At 44.9% G+C, this 17,048-nt stretch carries 22 protein-coding genes and 1 pseudogene; 14 read left to right on the top strand and 9 right to left on the bottom strand.

The window, feature by feature from the left end; all coding sequences use genetic code 11:
- Positions 1–72 precede the first annotated feature (72 nt).
- On the bottom strand, positions 73–342 hold the full coding sequence (locus tag KCO92_RS01100) for an EscU/YscU/HrcU family type III secretion system export apparatus switch protein (protein WP_104695841.1): 270 nt from the start codon (positions 340–342) through the stop codon (positions 73–75).
- On the bottom strand, positions 342–962 hold the full coding sequence (gene ribE, locus KCO92_RS01095) for a riboflavin synthase (RefSeq protein WP_104695840.1): 621 nt from the start codon (positions 960–962) through the stop codon (positions 342–344). Before ribE ends, KCO92_RS01100 begins: the two co-directional genes overlap by 1 nt.
- Positions 963–1,041: 79 nt before the next feature.
- On the opposite strand from ribE, the gene KCO92_RS01090 reads away from it, so the two are divergent.
- From KCO92_RS01090 to rplT, 13 genes and pseudogenes are all read left to right on the top strand, one after another.
- On the top strand, positions 1,042–1,824 hold the full coding sequence (locus KCO92_RS01090) for a TatD family hydrolase (RefSeq protein WP_104695839.1): 783 nt from the start codon (positions 1,042–1,044) through the stop codon (positions 1,822–1,824).
- On the top strand, positions 1,824–2,924 hold the full coding sequence (locus KCO92_RS01085; RefSeq protein WP_104695838.1) for a lytic transglycosylase domain-containing protein: 1,101 nt from the start codon (positions 1,824–1,826) through the stop codon (positions 2,922–2,924). The genes KCO92_RS01090 and KCO92_RS01085 overlap by 1 nt, the downstream gene beginning before the upstream one ends.
- The gene (locus KCO92_RS01080) at positions 2,911–3,915 is read left to right on the top strand and encodes a septal ring lytic transglycosylase RlpA family protein (RefSeq protein WP_104695903.1); all 1,005 of its coding nucleotides are present in this window, start codon (positions 2,911–2,913) and stop codon (positions 3,913–3,915) included. The genes KCO92_RS01085 and KCO92_RS01080 overlap by 14 nt, the downstream gene beginning before the upstream one ends.
- A gap of 30 nt (positions 3,916–3,945) precedes the next feature.
- A complete protein-coding gene (locus KCO92_RS01075; RefSeq protein WP_233709668.1) occupies positions 3,946–4,494 on the top strand; it encodes a hypothetical protein in 549 nt (182 codons plus the stop codon).
- Positions 4,491–5,030 (top strand): lipopolysaccharide transport periplasmic protein LptA, encoded by a 540-nt coding sequence (gene lptA, locus KCO92_RS01070; RefSeq protein ID WP_233709669.1) that lies wholly within the window; start codon positions 4,491–4,493, stop codon positions 5,028–5,030. The genes KCO92_RS01075 and lptA overlap by 4 nt, the downstream gene beginning before the upstream one ends.
- Positions 5,017–5,643, top strand: a complete 627-nt coding sequence (gene yihA, locus KCO92_RS01065) for a ribosome biogenesis GTP-binding protein YihA/YsxC (RefSeq protein WP_199766189.1) — start codon at positions 5,017–5,019, stop codon at positions 5,641–5,643. The genes lptA and yihA overlap by 14 nt, the downstream gene beginning before the upstream one ends.
- Positions 5,636–6,082, top strand: a complete 447-nt coding sequence (locus KCO92_RS01060; protein WP_104695835.1) for a hypothetical protein — start codon at positions 5,636–5,638, stop codon at positions 6,080–6,082. The genes yihA and KCO92_RS01060 overlap by 8 nt, the downstream gene beginning before the upstream one ends.
- The gene (gene mrdA / locus KCO92_RS01055) at positions 6,069–7,847 is read left to right on the top strand and encodes a penicillin-binding protein 2 (RefSeq protein ID WP_104695834.1); all 1,779 of its coding nucleotides are present in this window, start codon (positions 6,069–6,071) and stop codon (positions 7,845–7,847) included. The genes KCO92_RS01060 and mrdA overlap by 14 nt, the downstream gene beginning before the upstream one ends.
- A gap of 69 nt (positions 7,848–7,916) precedes the next feature.
- A complete protein-coding gene (locus KCO92_RS01050) occupies positions 7,917–8,540 on the top strand; it encodes a LysE family translocator (RefSeq protein ID WP_247598889.1) in 624 nt (207 codons plus the stop codon).
- A gap of 262 nt (positions 8,541–8,802) precedes the next feature.
- Positions 8,803–10,638 carry a threonine--tRNA ligase gene (thrS, locus tag KCO92_RS01045; RefSeq protein WP_104695833.1) on the top strand — a complete coding sequence of 612 codons (1,836 nt, stop codon included), beginning with the start codon at positions 8,803–8,805 and terminating at the stop codon, positions 10,636–10,638.
- Positions 10,639–10,649: 11 nt separating this feature from the next.
- Positions 10,650–11,144: pseudogene (gene infC, locus KCO92_RS01040) on the top strand (translation initiation factor IF-3); the annotation flags it as partial.
- A gap of 24 nt (positions 11,145–11,168) precedes the next feature.
- The gene (gene rpmI / locus KCO92_RS01035) at positions 11,169–11,363 is read left to right on the top strand and encodes a 50S ribosomal protein L35 (RefSeq protein ID WP_104695831.1); all 195 of its coding nucleotides are present in this window, start codon (positions 11,169–11,171) and stop codon (positions 11,361–11,363) included.
- A 75-nt stretch (positions 11,364–11,438) separates the two neighbouring features.
- The gene (gene rplT, locus KCO92_RS01030) at positions 11,439–11,789 is read left to right on the top strand and encodes a 50S ribosomal protein L20 (protein ID WP_104695830.1); all 351 of its coding nucleotides are present in this window, start codon (positions 11,439–11,441) and stop codon (positions 11,787–11,789) included.
- Between the two features lie 87 nt (positions 11,790–11,876).
- On the opposite strand, the gene efp is transcribed toward rplT, so the two are convergent.
- Genes efp through KCO92_RS01015 form a run of 3 tightly spaced genes read right to left on the bottom strand, consistent with a single transcriptional unit; the run spans position 11,877 to position 14,295 of the window.
- Positions 11,877–12,443: an elongation factor P gene (efp, locus tag KCO92_RS01025; RefSeq protein ID WP_104695829.1), complete on the bottom strand. Its 567-nt coding sequence runs from the start codon at positions 12,441–12,443 to the stop codon at positions 11,877–11,879.
- A gap of 9 nt (positions 12,444–12,452) precedes the next feature.
- Positions 12,453–13,376 (bottom strand): class II fructose-bisphosphate aldolase, encoded by a 924-nt coding sequence (locus KCO92_RS01020; RefSeq protein WP_104695828.1) that lies wholly within the window; start codon positions 13,374–13,376, stop codon positions 12,453–12,455.
- 28 nt (positions 13,377–13,404) lie between these two features.
- A complete protein-coding gene (locus KCO92_RS01015; protein WP_104695827.1) occupies positions 13,405–14,295 on the bottom strand; it encodes a peptidylprolyl isomerase in 891 nt (296 codons plus the stop codon).
- A 103-nt stretch (positions 14,296–14,398) separates the two neighbouring features.
- Here KCO92_RS01015 and KCO92_RS01010 point away from each other — a divergent pair, with 103 nt between their 5' ends.
- Positions 14,399–15,127 carry an EI24 domain-containing protein gene (locus tag KCO92_RS01010; RefSeq protein WP_104695826.1) on the top strand — a complete coding sequence of 243 codons (729 nt, stop codon included), beginning with the start codon at positions 14,399–14,401 and terminating at the stop codon, positions 15,125–15,127.
- Here the strand turns inward: KCO92_RS01010 and crcB are convergent.
- The 4 genes from crcB to KCO92_RS07650 form a co-directional block, all read right to left on the bottom strand.
- Positions 15,116–15,499, bottom strand: coding sequence for a fluoride efflux transporter CrcB (gene crcB, locus KCO92_RS01005; RefSeq protein ID WP_104695825.1), 384 nt, complete (start codon positions 15,497–15,499; stop codon positions 15,116–15,118). The two genes, KCO92_RS01010 and crcB, sit on opposite strands and share 12 nt — an antisense overlap.
- An 11-nt stretch (positions 15,500–15,510) precedes the next feature.
- Positions 15,511–16,203 (bottom strand): uroporphyrinogen-III synthase, encoded by a 693-nt coding sequence (locus KCO92_RS01000; protein ID WP_104695824.1) that lies wholly within the window; start codon positions 16,201–16,203, stop codon positions 15,511–15,513.
- Positions 16,203–16,523: a rhodanese-like domain-containing protein gene (locus KCO92_RS00995; RefSeq protein WP_233710485.1), complete on the bottom strand. Its 321-nt coding sequence runs from the start codon at positions 16,521–16,523 to the stop codon at positions 16,203–16,205. Before KCO92_RS00995 ends, KCO92_RS01000 begins: the two co-directional genes overlap by 1 nt.
- A gap of 234 nt (positions 16,524–16,757) precedes the next feature.
- A complete protein-coding gene (locus KCO92_RS07650) occupies positions 16,758–17,048 on the bottom strand; it encodes a zinc ribbon domain-containing protein (RefSeq protein WP_411710208.1) in 291 nt (96 codons plus the stop codon).

Below are 17,048 nucleotides of genomic sequence, written 5' to 3'. Positions count from 1 at the left end.
AAATTTGGAGGCTCGATTTTAGCATTTAAATATTAAATTGAAAATAACATGCACAAGATGGGTACAAAAATATTAAGAACTCAATTCGGATTGGCTTTCAACATTCTGCAACCAAATAAAGACCTCTACCACGCTCGAATAGAGCTCGGGTGGAATGGGCGTATCCAAGCGCACATCTAAGAGCGATTCCACCAAGGCCTCATTACAAAAAAGGGGTACATCAAAGGCCTTAGCCTTTTCCACAATCGCGCGCGCGATCACCCCCACTCCACTAGCTACTACCTTGGGCGCACTGTCTTGCCCGACATTGTAGGCGAGGGCTACGGCTTTGGGTAATGCCATTAATACCCCATCGCGATGCGATCAATATCCTGCCAGCTCAACTGCGAGCGAGGGGTTTGTTTGAGCAAATGCGCTACAGAACGCACTAGCAAATCGCTCTCTAAATTGACTCGCCGCCCTTTTTTATAAGTAGCAAAGAGAGTATTTTCGAAGGTATAGGGAATAATGGTCAGAGTAAAGCTATTTGCATGTACTTCACTTAGGGTCAAGCTCACCCCATCAAGTGCCACCGAGCCATGAGGGATGCAAAGCTGGAGAAAATCGCTAGGGGCTTGAACTTGCAGGCATACCTGATTAGCCAAAGGCTTAATTTCCATGACGACTCCAATCCCATCGATATGCCCCTGCACAAAATGCCCATCGAGGCGATCGTTTACTTTTAGTGCGGGTTCTATATGCGCATGCGCCCCGGGGATGTAGTTCTCTAGGGCGATTGACTCCTGTGTGTGTGCACTTAACTCCAAAGCAAATCCCCCTGTAAAAAGCCTAATCACGGTCAAGCATGCTCCATTGACCGCAATACTATCGCCCAACTTAGGACGATAGGTGCTACCAACTTCTAACACATTGCGATCAAAGGCTTTAATGGCAGCGATCTGATGGATAACCCCGCTAAACATCCCAAACTCCCTTAAGGCAAATTTAAACCATATCCTCTAGGATTATAATATAATTAGGCCAAATTATGCGGAGGACTTGATGTTAGAGTGGATAGATACGCATTGTCATTTGGATCACCATCTTTATAACACAGATGCAGAACAAGTTATCAAGGAGGCTAGGGGCGCGGGGATGTTGCATGCAATTATTCCCGGAGCCGACCCTAGAGATTTACCCAGGGCACTGGCTTTGTGTTCTTCCCACGAGGGACTTTATTTTGCCGTAGGGGCACATCCCCTAGATTGCCAGCACTTTGATCTTGCAGAGCTGCAACGCTATATCCAGCACCCCCAATGCGTAGCAGTGGGCGAATGCGGTTTGGACTACCACCGCCTAGACCCCAACGATGAGGACACAAAAGCCCATCAAAAAGAAGTTTTTAAAGCCCAGATAGAACTCGCTCTCGAGTATCAAAAACCTTTAATTGTGCACATTCGAGAGGCCAGCCAAGATGCTTATGACATTCTCAAGGCCTACCCACACTTACGTGGAGTGTTGCATTGCTTTAATGGAGATGCGATCTTGCTTAATCTCTGCGAAAACTTTTATTATGGCATTGGAGGTGTAGCGACCTTTAAAAATGCCAAATATCTCCAAAATATTCTGCCTCAAATTCCCCTAGATCGTTTGCTTTTAGAAACCGATGCCCCCTATCTCACTCCTCACCCTTTCAGAGGCACGCGCAATGAGCCCAGGCATATTCCTCTAGTGCTCCAAAAACTCTCTGAAATTTTAAAGATAAGCCCTATAGATTTAGCACGCATCACTAATGCCAACGCCACTGCACTTTTCAGTCTAATGCCCCATGTTAAGGTCTCTTAATGAGACGCATGCTCATAGTCGCCGCTTTGTTGGCATGGCAGAGTTTTACCCACGCTCAGCCCATGAATACCGCTCTCAATCTCAAGCCTCTCAATGGCTTTGGAGTGGATGCGCGTTTTCTAGCCAGCGTGGATAATTCCCAAACCCTACAAGGCGTGCAGGAGGCTTGGAATCAGTTTGTTAAACGCTATGACAGCAATGGGGTTTTTATCCCCACCATAAAAAGCATGCTCATTCAGGCAGATATTCCTGTGGAATTTTTGTTTCTGGCGATGGCCGAATCTAATTTCTCTACTAGTGCTTATAGTGTTAAAAAGGCGGTGGGCATTTGGCAACTCATGCCCGATACGGCTAGAATGTTAGGTTTAGAAGTCAATGCCTTTGTGGATGAGAGGCGCGATCCTATTAAAAGTACCCAAGCTGCGATCAAATATTTACAGATGCTCCACAAACAAACTAAAGAGTGGTATCTAGTTGCCATGGCCTACAATTACGGCCCTAGAAGGGTGCTAGAAGCCATTCAGCAGGCTGGGAGCAATGACATTAATGTCTTACTGGACGATGAGAAGAAATTCATTCCTAGGGAAACGCGTGGTTATATCCGCTCGATTTTGAGTTTAGCCATTGCCTTTAACAATTTGGACGCGTTGCGGCATAAAGAATACCTATTAAATCGGGGGGCACGGAGTGCGCTTGCCAGCCTGAAAATACCAGGAGGCACTCTACTCTCCCATATCGCCCAAAGTGCACAGCTCTCTTTAAGTGAACTCAAATCCTATAACCACCAGTTTCACTACAACTTCCTCCCCCCAGATAAAGCCTACATGGTATATATCCCCTATGAAAACCTAGCGCATTTTAGGCAGCACTACAAGCCGGGTAATCCTCTCCAAGCTTTTGTAACCCATAAGGTCAAGCCCAAAGAAACCCTCTATTCCATCGCGCGCAAATTTCACACCAGTGTGGCGATGTTGAAAGCTATGAACAATTTAAAGGGCTCTTTCTTGAGTGCACACCAGCAACTTTTCATTCCCATTCTCAAACAAAATTCCTCATCTAAGAACCTCAAAAAAGTCGCCCGTAATGATGCTAAATTCTAGGACTTTAGGGCAGAGTATAGTGCTTTTATGTGTGCTATGGGGCTGTTCGCAGAATCGCAATTCTCCCACTCCTAATAAGAATACACGCCCTTTCTTTGCCAAACACGAGAGTTTACGCGCCTATGACGATGCTAGAGATTTTGGGGCACCAGCACCTCGCAAACATTCTTTTTGGCATAAGCATCAAAAGTCTAGGGCACAAAATACCTCCCCCAATCCCTCTCAAGCTCCCGAGTCGATGGCTAATGTGCCCGCTGGCAGTCTGACAGCGGGCATGCGTGACTCTGAAGCTATTCAGAGGGCTACCATGCGCCCCTATCGTGTGGGAAATAAAACATACTACCCCACCAAAGTAGATGTTGGGCAGACTTTTGATGGGTATGCCAGCTGGTATGGGCCTAATTTTCATGCCAAACGCACCAGCAATGGGGAAACTTATAACATGTATGCCCACACGGCAGCTAATAAAACTCTGCCCATGAATACGATTGTCAAGGTTACTAATAAGGACAACAATAAGAGCACTATTGTGCGCATCAACGATCGCGGCCCCTTTGTAGCTAATCGTATTATTGACTTATCCAATGTTGCAGCGCGTGATATTGACATGGTGGGCAAGGGAATTGCGCCTGTCAAATTGGAAGTATTAGGTTTTGGAGGAGTGATTTCTAAACAATATGAAAAAACTTTAGATAAAGCCCCCCAGGCTAGCGCGCTCAAACAAGAATTCAAGGTGGGCGAGAGTCAAAAGAGTGTCAGCGGGGGGAATTTTTCTCTGCAAATGGGTGCATTTAGAAGTCAAGAGGGCGCGCAAAAGGCTGAGGAAAATTTCAAGGCAACTCTCAAAAAACCCTATCATGTCCAGATTGTGTCCGGCAGTAAAGATAACCAGCCGATTTATCGGGTTTTTATCAAGGGTTTTCAAAGCGAGGCAGAAGCGAACGATTTTGCCAAAAGCATAGGAAAACCTGCTTTTTTGGTGCGAGAATAAGTGCGCTTCCACGCGTTATGGGTATTTTTTATGAGTGTCAGCGTTGCCATGGGAGGACTCATTGTATTCTTCCTGCGGCCGCGTGTTGTTCCTATCTGGGATGCAAAGGATTTTGCCAAAATTGAAGTGCGTGGCTTTGAGGCATTTCAGACAAGCCCTAATGGAACAGATTTGAATATACGCGGAGCTAGGGCATTGCAGTATAGCGATCGGGAAGTGCTCTATGATTTTACCTTGAGCAAGTATGATTCTGACGATCAAGTGCAAGAGCACGCTAAAGGAGAGATGATGGTGCACCAAAAGGACCTCTACACTTTTCCTAAAGGAGTGCTCTACACCACCAGTGGGGGACATAGTTTTTGGAGTCAAACCGGGGTTTACGACCACAGCAAACAAGTCTTTCAAGGAAAGGGGTCTTTTACTCTGAGTGGTCCAGAGGGGGATGTCAAGGGCGAGGATATCTCCTACAACCACCTGAAAGGTCTATTACAAGCCAAGCGCGTGCACGCGCGCATCGATTTGGAGAGTGCAAAGCAATCTAAGCCTCATGTTCCCAATGCAAAGGGCTTGAAATTTTGAAATGGCTCATTGTGCTGGGAATGTGTGCGTTCTTGACAAGCGCGCCTATCAAAGAAACCTTAGAAGTCAGTGCAGATAAGTTTATCGCTAATGACAAAAAACACATCACCACCATTGAGGGCAATGTGCATATCAAAAAGGGCACAGACACCTTACAAGCCAATAAAGTCATCATCTACACCAATGCCAAGCGCAAACCCATCAAATATGAAGCGATCGGGGCAGTGCAATTTCATTTAGTTACTCAAGATGGACGCAAAATAGAGGGGCATTCCGATCGGCTTATTTACGATGCCATTACCCAGGAATACCGCCTATTACAAAATGCGGTGGTGAATGAGGTAGGCAAGATCAATTCGATCAAGGGTGAGGAAATTATTTTGAGCAAGGAGCGCGGGTATGCCGATGTGCTAGGGGGTAAAGACAAGCCGGCTAAATTCATCTTCGATATGGATGATATTCAAGAAGAACAGAAAAAACAAAAGCAAAAAAAATCCACAAATTCCCCAACGCAAGAAAGTCATGAAACTCATTAAGATTTTGGAGAGCACTTTTTTACGATCGGCAAATAATCTAGCGCAATGCCCTCCAGAGCATGTGCCCGAAGTGGTGTTTGTGGGGCGTAGCAATGTGGGGAAAAGCACACTTATCAATACGCTTTTAGAGCGCAAGATTGCTAAGAGTTCAGCCACGCCTGGAAAAACCCAGAGTGCAAATTTCTTTCACACGCGGTGGCAAATTTCCTCCGCAGAAACTTTCAATTTTAATTGTATCGACCTGCCCGGATTTGGATACGCCAAGGTCTCTAAGACGATCAAGCAACAATGGGAGGGTTTTTTAACCGATCTCTTGGTCCAGCGCAGCTCTATCAAGTTAATCTTACACCTCATTGACGCTAGACACCCTAACCTCCCCCTAGATGCAGAAGTGCATGACTTACTAAAAAGTTTTTTGCATCCTGATCAAAGCCTCAAGCGCATTTATACGAAATTCGACAAACTCTCCAAAAATGCCCAACACACCCTTTATCAACAGCAGAACGCTCCTCTCATTAGCGCACAAGGGGCATTCAATCCTAAATTCGGATCCGTATTGCATTTGCAAAAAACCATCCTAGAAGTTTTATTTAATGCGAGAATCCATGCTTAAAGTCCGCTTTCCAGTTTTGCTTTTCTTAGCGTGGCTAGGGTTCTATCTTTATAGTAATTTGAGAGATATCTATGCATGGTTGCCCCCCATGCTAGGTTTTCTCTTTGCACTTTATCGACACACTCTTGTCCAAGAACAACCTTCTACGCGCCTTTTGGTGTGGGTTTTTAGCTGTTTACTCTGTGTGGAACTCATCCACACGCAACCCTTGGGGGTATTGATTCTTCTCTTCGTGCTCTATGAAAAATTTGTCGTGCAATCTCTCTTGCGCGTGTTCCAAGATAATATCTTGGGGGATTTTATCCATGCATTCTTGATTTACCTCATCTACTTTGCAATTTTGGCTTTCTTGAATGACTATTCCCCTGATATGTGGGGCAATGCCCTGCACTATAGTGTTTTGGAATTTCTACTCTGGAGAATCTATGCTAGGATTTAGAATGCGCCTTGTATTGGGCTTATTGGGTCTAGTATGGGCAATCTTAGTGTTTAAAATTTTCATTCTCACTATCAAAACTAATGATTATTTCGAACAACTCGCTCTGCGTAACATGACCAAGAAAGAAATTTTAGTGCCTACGCGTGGGATTATCATGGATCGCAACCATGAATTGCTCGCCATCAACCAACTGGGTTTCAGTGTTGCACTCTCCCCGGGACTGAAAAGTAAAGTGCTAGAAAGCAGGCTAGAACTCTTAGCACATTATTTCCCAGACCTAGACAAACATGAAGCCCTAGTCAATTACCAAAAACAGAACTCTCGCTACAACCACAATGACATCTCCATTTTAGACTTTGTGCCCTATGCCACCATGCAAACTCTCTATGCAAAACTCCTCCAAATCCCAGATTTGAGCATTAGCGCAGCTAACAAACGCTACTACCCAAACAACGCTCTAGCCTCTCATGTCATTGGTTACTTAGGAGCGGCTGATGCTAAGGACATTGCCACCAACCCCACTAGTCAGTATACCCATACCATTGGTAAAACGGGATTAGAAAAAGAGTATAACAATCTGCTGCAAGGAGAGCTGGGCTACAAACTTGTGAGTGTGAACGCGCTTAATCAAGAACTCGAAGTGCTTGAAACTAAAGAGCCCAAAACCAATAACGATTTAGTATTGAGTCTGGATAAACGCCTCCAACTCAAGGCGGACATGCTTTTTGCAGATAAAAGAGGGGCGTTGATTGTCATGGATGTGCGCAATGGAGAGATTTTAGTGGCTGGCAGTTACCCAGAATACAATCTCAACCATTTTATTGGAGGTATTAGCCTAACTGAGTGGAAAAGTTTGCAGGATAACCCCGGTAATCCTTTGCTCAACCGACTTATTAATGGGCTTTACCCTCCTGGCTCCGTGGTTAAAATGGGCACAGGACTAAGCTTTTTAGAGAATTTGCCCATAAATGAAAATACCACCATCCCCACCCCCGGCTATATTGAAGTGGGCAAGCGCAAGTTTCGGGATTGGAAACCGGGTGGACATGGGCAAAGCGATTTGTTCAAGGCAATCAAAGAATCCGTGGATGTGTATTTTTACAAATACGCCCTCGATTTGCCCATCGAAAAACTTGCTAAAACCTTTGGGCAGATGGGTTTTGGCAAAAAGAGCGGTGTGGATTTGCCTAACGAATTTGTGGGTATTCTGCCCGATCCTAGTTGGAAGATGAAACGCTTTGGGACAATTTGGAATGTAGGAGATACTCTCATCACTGCCATCGGGCAGGGCTCTTTTTTAACCACTCCCCTGCAAGTAGCCAATTACACCGCTCTGATTGCCTCAGGCAAACTCCCTACCCCTCATTTTTATCGTAATGGAGATTTCAAGTCAAAAGATGTGCTCGATTCCTTCCAAAAGTCCAAATTACCAGTCCTACGAGAGGGTATGCACGAAGCCTGCAGCGAGCAAGGAGGCACAGCCTACAAACACATGCAGGGAGTAAAAGTGAGCGTGGCATGTAAAACAGGCACGGCACAAGTGGTGGCTATCGATCAAAATGCTCTAACACGCATTAAAGAGAGTGAGATGGAATACGCCCAGCGCTCGCATGCCTGGATCACCGCCTTTTTACCTTATGAAAAACCCCAATACGCCATCACCATTTTAGTCGAGCACGGCGAAGGGGGGAGTAAGAATGGTCCTATTCTTAAGGAGATGGCCAACATGCTCGTGGATTTGGGCTATGTTCGAGACAAACTGTAAGCGCCGAATACTAAAATTGTGTTACGATGCCCCCGTGTTCTTGTCTAGGTACACCTGGAGATCGCACACATGCAGGCACTTTTGGAGTTAGGTGTGGATATATTGCTAGTCCTATCAATTCATTTTGTTGCGCTGCTAACCCCAGGTCCTGATTTTGTATTAGTTAGTACCTACGCGCTCAAGACAGATTTCCAACACACTTTTAGGGCTGTATTAGGAATCGTGCTGGGGGTCTTCATCTGGATCATGCTCTCCATCTTTGGGCTTAAGCTATTTTTTGAAACATTTCCTCTAATGCGTACACTCATCACTCTTTTAGGGGCGTGTTACTTGCTTTATTTGGCATTTTTATGTCTCAAATCGGCTGCTAAACCGATGGTATGGAGTGCCCAAAATTCTCAAAATGCATTTTTAAGTGGCTTTTTTACCAATATCCTCAACCCCAAAGCCGCGCTTTACTTTGGAAGCATTTTTTCTGGTTTAGATTTTTTCTACAACAACCATCTCTTGGTCCTGGCCATCTTAGCACTTAGTGTAGAAAGTTTGGGATTTTTTACCTGCATTGCTATTTTGTTTTCTAAACCTCAAATGAAGGGCTGGTATAGTAAACACCATCGGTATATGGATTATGGCTGTGCCTTGATCTTTGCTCTCTTTGCTTGCTTTATCTTTGTGGAATTCTTGACTCGCTAGAGGTGGAAGTTTCTTTGGTCGTATCTCGCATTTGGATTTGCGAAGATTTTCTGCCAGTAAGGTTAAACAAAAGTTTAACTCAAAATTGATAGAATCAAAGCAGTTTTTTGTGTTTTTTGGAGCGAAATGGGCAGGTATTGGATATGGTTGTGCGCTCTCTGTTTAGCGGGGTGTTTGCAACCCATGAAAGACCCCGATGCTGAAAAAGTTGACTCGCAGGTGCAGTGCGGTTTTGGTTCGGGTGATTGTTAGAAGGATGGAATTGGGAGAATTAATTGGTATCAAACAGGGGGGGGTGATTTACGATGTGCAGAGCGCACAGGAGTTAGGTTTACTACAAGGAGATCAGCCCAGCGCGGACGGGCAGGCTATTTACCTAGATGAGAGCAAAGAAGCTTTAGATATTTTGCGCCATTCTTGTGCACATTTGATGGCACAGGCTATTACACAACTCTACCCAGATGCGCAATTCTTTGTGGGACCCGTGGTGCAGGAGGGGTTTTATTACGACTTTAAAACCCAAAGCAAAGTCTCTGAGGAAGATTTAGCGCGCATTGAAGCCAAAATGCGCGAGATTGCCGCGCATGCTCACCCCATTTGTAAGTATAAACTCAGTAGAGAAGAGGCTAAGGCGCGTTTTGCCCACGACAGGCTTAAGCAGGCGGTGATGACCAATATTGAGGGTGATGTGCTCAGTATTTACACGCAGGGGGATTTTGAAGACCTGTGCAGGGGACCGCATTTACCCAATACAGGACTACTCAAGCATTTCAAGCTCACTAAATTAGCCGGGGCGTATCTGGGAGGTGATGCCAGCCAAGAGATGTTACAGCGCATTTATGGGATCGCCTTTAGCACTAAGGAGAGTCTAAAGGCTTATTTAACTCAGCTTGAAGAGGCTAAAAAACGTGATCACCGCAAGTTAGGGCAAGAGCTTGGGCTATTCCGCTTTGATGAGGAAGTGGGGGCTGGCCTGCCTATTTGGCTACCCAATGGTATGCGTTTGCGTAAGCGCATTGAAGATTTACTCAGTGTAGCGTTGTTAAGAGATGGTTACGAGCCCGTGCGCGGCCCCGAAATTTTAAAAAGCAGTTTGTGGAAAATCAGCGGGCATTATGATAATTATAAAGAAAATATGTATTTCACGACCATTGATGAGGTGGAATACGGCATTAAACCCATGAATTGCGTGGGACATATCAAGGTTTATCAACACGCTCTGCGATCTTATCGCGATCTCCCTCTGCGTTTTTATGAATACGGGGTGGTGCACAGGCACGAGCAAAGTGGAGTTTTGCATGGACTTTTGAGGGTGCGTGAATTCACCCAAGACGACGCGCATATTTTCTGTCGTTTTGATCAAATTAGGGAAGAAGTGCAGGCTATTTTACAATTCACCAAAAGAGTTATGGAGGCTTTTGGCTTTGATTATGAAATGGAACTCTCTACCAAACCAGAAAAATACATCGGGAGCGATAGTGTATGGGAACAGGCCACTGATGCGCTCAAAGCAGCCCTAGAGGATCAGGGCGTGCCCTTTAGTATTGATGAGGGGGGCGGAGCGTTTTATGGACCTAAAATCGATATCAAGATTACAGATGCAATCAGGCGCAAATGGCAGTGTGGCACTGTGCAAGTAGACATGAATTTGCCAGCGCGTTTCCATTTGAGCTATGCGAGCGAACAGGATAGCCAAGAGATGCCTGTGATGATTCATCGCGCTATCTTAGGTTCGTTTGAGCGTTTTATCGCCGTGCTCACCGAACACTACGGCGGGAATTTTCCCTTTTTTATTGCGCCTGTGCAGGTCGCGCTCGTGCCCATTTCAGCCGATCAACACAATTATGCACAAAACATCTGTGAGCAATTACGCCATGCGGGTATTTTTGTAGAAATAGCGAGTAAAAATGAGAGTTTGGCCAAGCGCATCCGCACCCTAGAGAAGCAAAAAGTGCCCTTGATTGCAGTAATGGGGGCTCAGGAAATGACACAGAATAGTTTAGCGATCCGTGATCGCGCCAAAGGACAGCAATACGACATGGAATCAAAGGAGTTTATCAAGATGTGTCAAGAAAGAATGCAAGAGGTTAGCTTTTGAGTAAGGATGTGTTGTTAAACGACGCAATCTCCTTTAAAGAGGTGCGTTGTGTGGGTGATGGAGGCGAACAATTTGGCATTATCAGCGCGGCAGAAGCTTTAAAAATTGCGCGTAGTAAAGGCTTGGACTTAGTGCTCATCAGCGCGCAAGCCAAGCCTCCCGTGTGCAAGGTCATGGATTATGGCAAGTTTTGCTATCAGGCAGAAAAAAAACTCAAAGAGGCCAAAAAAAAGCAAAAGCAGGTTGAAATCAAAGAGATCAAGCTCTCCACTCAAATTGCCCAAAATGACATCAATTACAAGGTTAAACACGCCAGAGAGTTTATAGAGGAAGGTAAGCATGTTAAGTTTAAGGTGGTCTTGCGCGGCCGAGAGAGCCACGATCCTAGAGCCGGCTTAGATGTCTTGCAACGCATACACGCGATGATGAATGATATCGCCGATGCGCAAAAAGAACCTAAGACAGAGGGGCGTTTTGTGATGTGGCTCTTCGTGCCTCAGAAAAAGTAAATTCAACAGAAAGGAGAGAACATGCCCAAGATGAAGACCAACCGCGGGGCAGCTAAACGCTTCAAGGTAAAAAAGAGCTTGATCAAGCGCGGCAGTGCTTTTAAAAGCCATATTCTGACCAAAAAAAGTCCCCAGCGCAAAGCCAACCTCAATGCCCCCCACTATGTGCACCCTACTAATCTGCACTCTGTGGCGAGCATGTTGTGTAAGGCATAATAAATCCCCCTTGCGTGCGTCTGCACAAACAGGGAAAGCTTGATTTAGATCACACCTATTAGGTAAAGGAAACCCATGAGAGTAAAAACCGGAGTGGTGCGCCGTCGCCGCCATAAAAAAGTTTTAAAGCTTGCCCGCGGATTCTACAGCGGAAGGCATAAGCATTTTAGAAAGGCTAAAGAACAATTAGAGCGCAGCTTGTGCTACGCTTTCAGAGATCGCAAACAGAAGAAACGCGATTTTAGAAGTCTGTGGATTGTGCGTATCAATGCAGCTTGCCGTATGCATGATACCAGCTATTCCAGGTTCATGCATGCGCTTAAGAGTTCACATATTGAACTCGATCGTAAGGTTCTGGCCGATATGGCTATGCATGACATGAACGCCTTCAGCGCTCTACTAGAGCAAGTCAAAATACATCTTTAAGATAAGAGCGCGCTTCTTAGCGCGCCAGCACAAACACACCCGAAAAATTTTTATTAGTTTTCTGAGGTTTTTACGCAGAAGTAGGCCTTAGGCCTTGAGTTTTTCTAAATACTCTCCAGTCTGGGTATTGACCTTGATCACTTCACCCTCGAGCACATGAAAGGGCACTTGCACTACTGCGCCCGTTTCTAAAGTGGCAGGTTTTTTGCTACCGCTAGAGGTGTCGCCTTTGAAATTGGGAGGAGTTTCTGTAATTTTCAGCGCCACGACTTGGGCAACCTCCACAGAAATTGCCTTTTCATTGTGAAAGAGGACTTGCACTTGTGAGCCCTCTAACATCCATTTGGACGCTTCTCCAACTTGATCCTCACTCAGGGCAATCTGCTCGTAGCTTTCTACATCCATGAATTGGTAAGACGCGCCATCGTGGTAGAGAAACTGCATGGGTTTTTGCAATAAGTTTGGCTCTTCGCATTTGTCTCCTGCGTGAAAAGTCTTTTCAATCACCTTGCCATCTAGGAAAGACTTGATCTTAGCGCGCACAAAGGCTGCACCTTTGCCTGGCTTGACATGCTGGTATTCCACAATGCGATAGGGCACGCCCTGAATCTCAATCTTGAGATTTTTTTTGAGTTCGCTCATTCCAATGGCCATGGATATCCCTTAAATTTTACCTGCGCTGCCTAAAACTTGCATGCGCTCGACAATGACAGATTTGACCGCCTCAATGCCCGGGTTAAAATACTTGCGCAAATCAAATTCAGAAGGGCTCTCTTGTGCCATTTTACGCACTTGTGCTATGAAGGCTAGGCGCAAATCTGTATCGATATTGATTTTATTAATCCCGCCCTTAATGGACTCCTCGATGAAGCTGAAGGGCACGCCCTTGCCTCCCTTTAAATCCCCACCTGTGGATAAGAAAGCTTCGCGGACATTTTCGGGGATGGAGCTAGCTCCATGCAAGACAAGCGGGATATTGGTGCGCTTTTTGACTTCGACAAGTCTTTCAAAGTCTAGCTTAGGCTCGCCCTTGAATTTAAACGCTCCGTGGCTCGTTCCAATAGCAGGAGCGAGATAATCCACCTTACTCACTTTGACAAATTCCTCGGCTTCATCAGGGTTGACCAAAACCGCATCTTTTTCATCTACAGAGATATTGTCCTCAATGCCCATTAGACGACCTAATTCAGCTTCTACGCTCACATTTTTAGAATGGGCGTAATCCACCACTTGTTTGGTGAGCTCCAAGTTTTCCTTGTAGGGATGGTGAGATGCGTCGATCATCACAGAGGTAAAGCCCGCATCCACAGCCTTTTTACAGCTCTCAAAAGTGGTGCCGTGATCCAAGTGTAAAGCCACGGGAATATGGGGATAACGCTTAGACATAGTGTGCACCAGACCTAGAACCATATCAATACCTAAATATTTGATTGCCCCCTCGCTGGCTTGCACGATTAAAGGGGATTTTGCGCTGTCCGCGGCCTCAAAAATGGCTCGCAACATTTCTACATTTACAAAGTTAAATGCGCCCACACCATAATTTTCCTCGTGGGCCTTATTGAGGATTTCACTTCCTTTGACTAACATAATGGTCCTTAAAATTTATGATAGAGATTCAGGGATTTTTGATATCGATCTTAACCCGTTTACGCAATTTATCCAGCTCATTTTTAACATACTCTTGGAATTGGTGTTCCTTCAAAATTCCAATGATCGTCTGCTTCGCTTGCGCATAGGTAGGGGTGATGGGTTCATTTTTCTTTATCAAATAGATGATGTGATAACCAAATTCCGTTTTGACAGGCTTTTTGGTATAAGTGCCAGGCCTGAGAGCAAACACTGCGTTGGAGAATTCAGGTGCCATCTGGTTTTTTTGAAATTTGCCTAGATCACCCCCATTTTTCGTATTCTTAGTGTTAGGATCGATTGAATCACGGTTGGCAATTTTGATAAACTCGTGCTCTAACTTATTCTTGGGCACCTTGTTGAGTTCGGAGATAACACGCTTGGCATCGGCTTCCGTCTTGACTAAGATATGTCTAGCTTGCGCTTCTTGTTGCACAAATTTTGATTTGTTCGCCTCGTAGTATTCCTTGAGTCTGCTCTCAGGAATTTCTTCCTTGCCGATAGCTTCCGCCTTACGCTTGGCCCAAATCTCGACCAGAAGTTGTTTTTTATAGCTTGCCATGCTATGCCTAAACTCTTCGCTATCCTCCAAGTTTTCCTTTTTGGCTTCCCGTTCAATCAAGAGATTATTAATCGCTTGCTCCAGCAAGCCCCGTTTTTGCTCTTCCTTGAGCTTATCAAAGTCGAAGTTCGGGTTTCTCTGCTTAATCACATCAAAGTCGTTTTCTGTGATGCTCACCACATCGGGCTGACTACTTTTTTTACTTTTTTTGCTCGTCTGTGTGTCCGGGAAAGTGACGGTCGCCAGGGTGGTCGCCCCTACCATGCCCACGCCAAGCACACTGGCCAAAACCACACTCAACACGCTTCTTTTAACCATAAAATTCTCCAAAGTATTGTAAAATGAGAGCCTGCTATGACAAGCACACATAAGCTTGCATTTTAGCATGCAAAGCTTAAATATACGATAGAGAGAGAATCCTATGAAGAGTCCGTTGCGCACTATCCAAGAGAGTTGGAAAGATTTTTTGAGTTGGAAAATGCTGTTTGTAAATTTAGGTCCCGTCCTCATCGGGTTGCTATTTTGGGGGATTTTGTTGTTTTATTTTGGGGATAACATGGTGCGCATTTTAGAGGGTTTTTTGCCCACGAGTTGGTATCGTTACGCTCATAGTGGAGGGTTTATGCCCGCCCTTTTCTTGCTAGTCTTTAAGTTTTTCGTCTACATGTTGCTAGGCTTATCTGTGCTGATTTTGAGTTTAATTGGCAATGTTTTGGTAGCAATCTTTTACACCCCCATTGTGGTTGCTTATGTGCACAAGAGAGATTATTCTAATTTACCCCTAGAGAGTTTTGGTGACATGGGGCTTTGCCTACAGCACTTCCTCAAACAACTCGCCTATTTGTGCATGTTCTTACTGGTGTGCTCCCCACTCTACTTTATTCCTTTTATTGGGGTTTTTGTTTCCTTGATTCCGCACTATTTCTTTTTTAAGAACACACTCTCCTTTGATATCGCTACCTCTGTTTTTAATCAAGAGCGCTACGCAGAGGTGCTCAGAACGCACAAGATCAGCCACCATAAAATCTCCATTTTAGCCTATCTTTTCTCTCTGATCCCCGTGTTTAATTTCTTTGCTACTTTATTGCAGACCATTGTTCTCACGCGTTACTTCTTAGAGCTCAAGGCACAGGAAAAATTAGCCCACTAGTTTGGCTAAACCCCAGCCAAGTGCCACGCATACCAACCCTAGAATATTTGTACTTAGTACATAGGCGAGGGCTTCGCCGATGGCTTGCTTTTGTAAAAGCTTGAAGGTGTCTAGCCCAAAGGAAGAAAAGGTTGTAAAGCCTCCCAAAACCCCCGTGATAAAAAATACACCTGCCTTATCGCTCAACATGGATTTAAGAGCTAAATGCCCCACAAAGCCGATCACAAAACACCCGATCAAATTCACGCTAAAAGTGCCCAAAGGAAAACTCTCCCAGATTAAGAACCTAGAGGGCATGATCTTGCCCACAAAATAGCGCAAAGAACTCCCAACAGCCCCGCCCAAAGCAGCCCATAAAAACGTGAAGTGCATACAAGCCCTTTTTAGGATATCTTAATACAAGAGGAAAGGGTTTTGGCTAATGTGATGCAGGCTTCTAGGCTGGGTTTAGGGCTTTGATAGGCACAAATGGCGGGATCAAAAGCCTTAAAAGTGCTCGCACCAATAGCAATCGCCTTATAACTCTCCTCCCAAGAAAAATTAGCCAAAAAAGCATGGTAGGTGCTAGGAGCGGTAAAAATGAGAATAGAGTGGGGTTTGGGCTTATACTCTTGGGACAATATAAGAGGTCTATTTTCATAAACAATCAAAGAGGACAAATGATCTAAGCTATTTGAGGCGGTGGTCTTAGCCCGCACAAAGAGCGCACGGGGGGGTAATTGAGACTGGATTTCTTGAGCAAAGGTAGGTGCTTGAGCGCTTTTTCCCGTAAACACAACGTGAAAACCTAAAGAACGAGCAGTCTGCGCACTTTTAGCCGCCAACACAAAAACAGGCAGGGTTTTCAAAAAGGCCAAAGCGGGTGTGTTTTCTAAGGAGTACTCCAAGGCTAGGGGGGCATGTTTGGAAGTAAAAATGAGAGCCTGGAGAGGTTTTAGGGCTATGGGTGCGCTCAAAGGGGAACTAAGTGTGTAGTTGGCATGTCGTAGAGGTAAATAGATAATCTCATTGCACACTAAAGAGGTGGCTAAATCCCCCTTATAGGGGGTGGGGCTCACCACCACGACAGAGATCACTAACTCCCCACTAACTCTAAGCCTAAGTCTTTAAACTCTTCAAAATTGCCCTTGAGAAAATAGACATTGTTCACCCCTGCACTGTGCAAGGCGCTCGCGTAATGCGATGCTGTATTGCCATGCCAACACTGCAACAAGATTTTTTTCTCTGAGTGGGCTAGGGCAAAATCTCTAATGGCATTCAGATCGTCCATATGACAAGCTTCTTTTAAATGTGCTTCGCGGTAGGATTTGGCATCTCTAATGTCAATGATATGGTAATCCCTAGGATTGAAGTCCTGCACATCTACAAGTTGATGTGTGTAATCGCTTTTAAACACGACACTCCCTTTTTTAAGTTTGGATTTTAACACGCTAGAGGCGCTAAAATGTCTCATCATGCACGAAGGCTCACGATGACATCTAATTATACCGACTTTTGCCAAGAAGCTCTGGTTTTGAAGCTATCAGGCGTTCCACACATCTGTTAAACTAGTATCGGTAGTGATTCTGCCTACCAAAAGCGATGACTACTCTAACAAAAGTTTTAGACATGTTTTAACAACTCCCCTAGCTTAGTTGCTTGGCTTAGTGGCTTGCAAGATTACCAGAGACTTGCATGCTAGGCATGTCTTAGCTCCTCTACTCCAAGAGTTAAGCCCTCTCTCTATGAATATTATACTGGCATTTAAATTTCTATCCAAAGAAAAGCTACAGCCTAAGCATTTAAATACTCTATCCTTTAGGCTCAAATCCTCTTTGAGTGTCCTACAACTAGAGCAGACCTTAGAGCTAGGAACAAAAGCATCGCTTTTGATGAAAGCTAGTTTTAACCACTTGAGTTTTTCTCTCCAACAAGCCAGCAC

It is taken from the genome of Helicobacter salomonis (assembly GCF_017979425.1).
Classification (GTDB): Bacteria; Campylobacterota; Campylobacteria; order Campylobacterales; family Helicobacteraceae; genus Helicobacter; species Helicobacter salomonis.
Note: the sequence above shows the minus strand (reverse complement) of the source record. Positions and strands in the feature narration are given on the sequence as shown.

Excerpts from the sequence above, each read along its gene's own strand:
- KCO92_RS01100 (WP_104695841.1), bottom strand. The coding sequence starts at position 342 with ATGGCATTACCCAAAGCCGTAGCCCTCGCCTACAATGTCGGGCAAGAC.
- ribE (WP_104695840.1), bottom strand. The coding sequence starts at position 962 with ATGTTTAGCGGGGTTATCCATCAGATCGCTGCCATTAAAGCCTTTGAT.
- KCO92_RS01090 (WP_104695839.1), top strand. The coding sequence starts at position 1,042 with ATGTTAGAGTGGATAGATACGCATTGTCATTTGGATCACCATCTTTAT.
- KCO92_RS01085 (WP_104695838.1), top strand. The coding sequence starts at position 1,824 with ATGAGACGCATGCTCATAGTCGCCGCTTTGTTGGCATGGCAGAGTTTT.
- KCO92_RS01080 (WP_104695903.1), top strand. The coding sequence starts at position 2,911 with ATGCTAAATTCTAGGACTTTAGGGCAGAGTATAGTGCTTTTATGTGTG.
- KCO92_RS01075 (WP_233709668.1), top strand. The coding sequence starts at position 3,946 with ATGAGTGTCAGCGTTGCCATGGGAGGACTCATTGTATTCTTCCTGCGG.
- yihA (WP_199766189.1), top strand. The coding sequence starts at position 5,017 with ATGAAACTCATTAAGATTTTGGAGAGCACTTTTTTACGATCGGCAAAT.
- KCO92_RS01060 (WP_104695835.1), top strand. The coding sequence starts at position 5,636 with ATGCTTAAAGTCCGCTTTCCAGTTTTGCTTTTCTTAGCGTGGCTAGGG.
- mrdA (WP_104695834.1), top strand. The coding sequence starts at position 6,069 with ATGCTAGGATTTAGAATGCGCCTTGTATTGGGCTTATTGGGTCTAGTA.
- KCO92_RS01050 (WP_247598889.1), top strand. The coding sequence starts at position 7,917 with ATGCAGGCACTTTTGGAGTTAGGTGTGGATATATTGCTAGTCCTATCA.
- rpmI (WP_104695831.1), top strand. The coding sequence starts at position 11,169 with ATGCCCAAGATGAAGACCAACCGCGGGGCAGCTAAACGCTTCAAGGTA.
- rplT (WP_104695830.1), top strand. The coding sequence starts at position 11,439 with ATGAGAGTAAAAACCGGAGTGGTGCGCCGTCGCCGCCATAAAAAAGTT.
- efp (WP_104695829.1), bottom strand. The coding sequence starts at position 12,443 with ATGGCCATTGGAATGAGCGAACTCAAAAAAAATCTCAAGATTGAGATT.
- KCO92_RS01020 (WP_104695828.1), bottom strand. The coding sequence starts at position 13,376 with ATGTTAGTCAAAGGAAGTGAAATCCTCAATAAGGCCCACGAGGAAAAT.
- KCO92_RS01015 (WP_104695827.1), bottom strand. The coding sequence starts at position 14,295 with ATGGTTAAAAGAAGCGTGTTGAGTGTGGTTTTGGCCAGTGTGCTTGGC.
- KCO92_RS01010 (WP_104695826.1), top strand. The coding sequence starts at position 14,399 with ATGAAGAGTCCGTTGCGCACTATCCAAGAGAGTTGGAAAGATTTTTTG.
- crcB (WP_104695825.1), bottom strand. The coding sequence starts at position 15,499 with ATGCACTTCACGTTTTTATGGGCTGCTTTGGGCGGGGCTGTTGGGAGT.